At 25.9% G+C, this 3,927-nt stretch carries 4 protein-coding genes; 2 read left to right on the top strand and 2 right to left on the bottom strand.

The genetic code is table 11. The annotated features are described in order from the left end of the window. Nucleotides 1-84: 84 nt before the first annotated feature. Both ON17_RS02460 and argS read left to right on the top strand, forming a co-directional pair. The gene (locus ON17_RS02460; RefSeq protein WP_017191917.1) at nucleotides 85-993 is read left to right on the top strand and encodes an RluA family pseudouridine synthase; all 909 of its coding nucleotides are present in this window, start codon (nucleotides 85-87) and stop codon (nucleotides 991-993) included. A 111-nt stretch (nucleotides 994-1,104) separates the two neighbouring features. Continuing rightward, complete coding sequence (gene argS / locus ON17_RS02455; protein ID WP_017191916.1) at nucleotides 1,105-2,796, top strand: arginine--tRNA ligase; 1,692 nt, start codon at nucleotides 1,105-1,107, stop codon at nucleotides 2,794-2,796. Nucleotides 2,797-3,023: 227 nt separating this feature from the next. On the opposite strand, the gene ON17_RS03295 is transcribed toward argS, so the two are convergent. Continuing rightward, nucleotides 3,024-3,266: a hypothetical protein gene (locus ON17_RS03295; protein WP_017191915.1), complete on the bottom strand. Its 243-nt coding sequence runs from the start codon at nucleotides 3,264-3,266 to the stop codon at nucleotides 3,024-3,026. Nucleotides 3,267-3,365: 99 nt separating this feature from the next. Next, nucleotides 3,366-3,764 carry a hypothetical protein gene (locus ON17_RS03610; protein ID WP_160162336.1) on the bottom strand — a complete coding sequence of 133 codons (399 nt, stop codon included), beginning with the start codon at nucleotides 3,762-3,764 and terminating at the stop codon, nucleotides 3,366-3,368. Nucleotides 3,765-3,927 lie beyond the last annotated feature (163 nt).

Raw genomic sequence — 3,927 nt, 5'->3', positions numbered from 1 at the left:
TCTATTAAAAATACATTTATTTTTTTATTTATTTGTAAGTGAACAAATTTTATTCTATTGCGTTAGAAAGGCTCGATGCGAAATATGAAGAAATTTTTGGTTGAAGAAATAGAAACAGGTATGCGTTTTGATGTTTTTTTAGTGAAAAAATTAAATTTAAGTAAAAACAAATGCCAAAGTTTGATTTCTTCTGGAGAAGCCTTAATAAACGATCAAAAACAGAAAAAAAGTTATCTTTTGAAGAATAACGATGAAATAAAGGTAGAAATAATTACTAAAAATGTTGTTAATGAATTAGATCCTATTCCATTAGATTTGGATATTATTTATGAGGATGATGGTTTAGCGGTAATTAACAAACCGGTTAATTTAGTGGTCCACCCTTCTTCTAGTTATAAAGGCATCACTTTGGTGAACGGTTTATTATACCAAATACCGGTTTTAAAAAAAATACAAGGCACAAGGCCAGGTATTGTCCATCGTTTAGATAAAGATACTACAGGTTTAATGATTGTCGGTAAAACGGAAGAAACCATCATTCAAATGCAAGCATTGTTGCAAAAAAGGCATGTTAAAAGGACTTACTGGGCTTTAATTCATGGTTTTTTAGGACAGCACGGGACCATTGATTTGCCTATCGGCAGAGATATGAAAAACCATTTGAAAATGTCTGTCACTTCTAAAGGAAAAGCATCAGTTACTCATTTTAAAACTTTACAAAGATTTGAACATTATTCTTTATTAGAATTAGAGTTAGAAACAGGTAGGACTCATCAAATAAGAGTTCATTTGTCTTATTTAAAGCACTCTATTGTGGGCGACAATTTATACGGCAATCATAATGAAAATATCAAGACCCAGTTATTGCATGCCAAAAAATTAGATTTTTCTCATCCTCAAAAAGAAAAAAAAATATCTTTGGAAGTCCCTTTAAATAATGCTTTTCAAAAGGTGTTAGATCAATTAGAATTAGAACCATCTTCTTTCCTGTAACTATTTTTTTATCAAAATAATGTTATTTTTTTAAAAGCGCGATTATGATATAAATGATTTAAAATTCATAGTTTTTATAAAAAATAACTTAAAAATAAGGAAACATTTTTTATGCATTTAGATACAATTAAACAAAAAATAGAAAACACATTAAATAATAAATACAACATTAAAACGATTATTAAGCACAATGATAAAAGTCAATTATTTGATTTTTACTTAGCTCTTTTTGTTTATCAAAAAACTTTAAAAAAAGATATTTTAGAAATTTTTAATAATTTTAAATCTGATTTAATGACTTTAAGCGAAATAGAAGATATTTTTTTTGATAAAGGTTTTTTAAATATTAAAATTAATCGTCATTTGATTAGTGAAAAAGTTTTGATAGATGTTAGCGAATCAGGCACTAATTATGGACAATTAAAATCTAATAATCAAACTATTGTGATAGATTATTCTTCGCCTAATATTGCTAAAAATTTTTCTATCGGTCATCTTCGTTCTACAGTTATTGGTAATTCGCTGAAAAATATTTATAATAAATTAGGTTATCAAACGGTAGGAATTAATCATTTAGGCGATTGGGGCACTCAATTTGGTAAAATGATTTTAGCTTTTCAAAAATGGGGGAAAAAAGAATTAGTTTTAAAAGACCCTATTAATGAACTGCAAAAACTTTATATTTATTTTCATGACCAAGCAGAGACAGACGAACAATTAAATCAAGACGCTAGAGAAATTTTTAAAAAATTAGAAGAAAATGATCCCGAAATAGTTGCTTTATGGAAATGGTTTAAAGATATTTCTTTAACTGAATTTCGTAAAATTTATGATTTATTAAATATTTCTTTTGATCATTATATTGGTGAATCTTTTTATCATGATAAAAGTATGGCTTTAGTGGAAGATTTGCGTGCTAAAAATTTATTATTGTTAGATCAAAAGGCTTATATTATACCATTAGAAGGCATTCCACCGGCTTTAATACAAAAAGACAACGGAAGCACTCTTTATTTGACTAGAGATATGGCGTGTGTTCTTTACCGTAAAGAAAGATTTAATTTTCAAAAAACTTTATACGTTGTAGGAAACGAACAAAAATTACATTATCAACAATTAAAACAAGTGATGAATAAAATCATGGGTTATGATTGTGATTTAGAACATGTGAATTTCGGTTTAGTATTGCTTGAAAATACGAAGATTTCGACTCGTAAAAGCAATAATTATAGATTGATTGATATTTTGGAAGCTACTACTAAAGAAGCAGAAAAAACAATTCAAGAAAAAAACCACAATTTAACTAATATTCATGAAATAGCTCAAAAAATAGCGATCGGCGCTGTTGTCTTTAATGATTTGAAAAATGATCGCCATTTAAACATTGAATTTAATTTAAAACACATGTTACAATTTGAAGGCAATACAGGTCCTTATTTACAATACACTATTGTCAGGCTTAATTCTGTTATTAAACAATTAAAAAAAAGTGATGATTATGTGGAAAAAAAATGGGTTCAAATGAAAGTTTATTTCGCTCAAGATCATTATTTCGCTTTAATTAAGTTAATAGATCAATTTTCTTCTGTTTTAAAAAAAGCGAAAAAAGATAATATGCCGAGTGTACTAGCGAGATATTTGTTGAAATTAGCTAAAACTATTAATCAATTTTACGCTCTGGAAAAAATTTTAACTGATGATTTAGTTTTACAAAAAGCGAACGGTTTATTAATTAAAAATGTTTCTACTGTTATAAAAGAAGGGTTAAATATTTTAGGCATACCTATTTTAGAACAAATGTAATTCCTTCTATGCTAAAAATTTTAATCAACTTATCACTCTTTATCATATAAAAAAATAAACCACTAAAAAGGGTTTATTTTTTATCTTCTTATCGTCTTTTAATGATTCCATTTTTGTATTTTTTTGCTTGTAAAATGAGTTAAACTGACTAAAACGATATAAAAATACTTACCACTATAAAAGGCGTAATGGCATCGAAAGCAATAGAAATATTACGTTTCTGCTGCTTATAATAAATTTACCATTCCAATAACAGAAAATAAAGAAGTTTCTTTTAAATTAATAATCAATTGGTTCCGAAAAGAAGGAATTATTCTTTTAAATGTTTGTTCTAAAATAATATAGCGAAAAACTTGTTTTCTTTCCATTCTTAAAGCATAACCGTCTTCTATTTTTCCTCGAACTAAAAACTTAATATAGTTTAACATAATATTAGTTAAATTAAAAGCGGTATTTAAATAAAACCACAATTAAAGCTACATATAAAATACCTGTAAAACCTTTAAAAAGATAAAAATAAACTAATGAATTATAAAATAATAAAGGCTTGCACAGCTATTGGAATCGCTTTAAAAATATTCATGAAAAAATCTATTAAAAGAGAGAAGGTTTTTTTGGGAATAAAAGACCATTTTATGAAAATTTTGTGATTGTTCTAAAATAGTTTTTATGAATACTAAAAATAAAGCCAATAATAAACTTAAAAACAATCCATCCATAGTTATGAATAAGGCAATCATAAAACCTGTTTTATAGGACGGTAAAGGGCGCCATAAATTGGACCAAAAGTGGTTTTGTTTTTCAAGGTTTTTGTCTTTGTTTAAAATTTGGTCGTATGCAGTTTGAGAAGCTTTAAGATATTTTTGGTATTTGCTATCTTCGCTAGTATTAAAATTTTCTAATTTACAAATTAATATTTTTTTCCCGTTTTGATAAATGTATTTGCATATAAATTCTGTAAAGTTCATAATTGTAGAATTATTCTTTTGTCTTTGAATGGGGTTAATTTTTAATAAAAAAACGCTTCTCATAAATAAAATCATTTAAAACTTAATTTTATTATAAATCCATAATAATCGTATCTTATTTATGAGAGGTTAATTTAAAAAAAAAATTAATTTTTTTTAGATA

It is taken from the genome of Poinsettia branch-inducing phytoplasma str. JR1, assembly GCF_000309465.1.
GTDB lineage: Bacteria > Bacillota_I > Bacilli_A > Acholeplasmatales > Acholeplasmataceae > Phytoplasma > Phytoplasma pruni.
The sequence above is the reverse complement of the archived record's forward strand: the minus strand, read 5'-3'. Positions and strand labels throughout refer to the sequence as shown.

What these genes read in the sequence shown, in the direction of transcription:
- argS (WP_017191916.1), top strand. Translation starts at nt 1,105, where the DNA reads ATGCATTTAGATACAATTAAACAAAAAATAGAAAACACATTAAATAAT.
- ON17_RS02460 (WP_017191917.1), top strand. Translation starts at nt 85, where the DNA reads ATGAAGAAATTTTTGGTTGAAGAAATAGAAACAGGTATGCGTTTTGAT.
- ON17_RS03610 (WP_160162336.1), bottom strand. Translation starts at nt 3,764, where the DNA reads ATGAACTTTACAGAATTTATATGCAAATACATTTATCAAAACGGGAAA.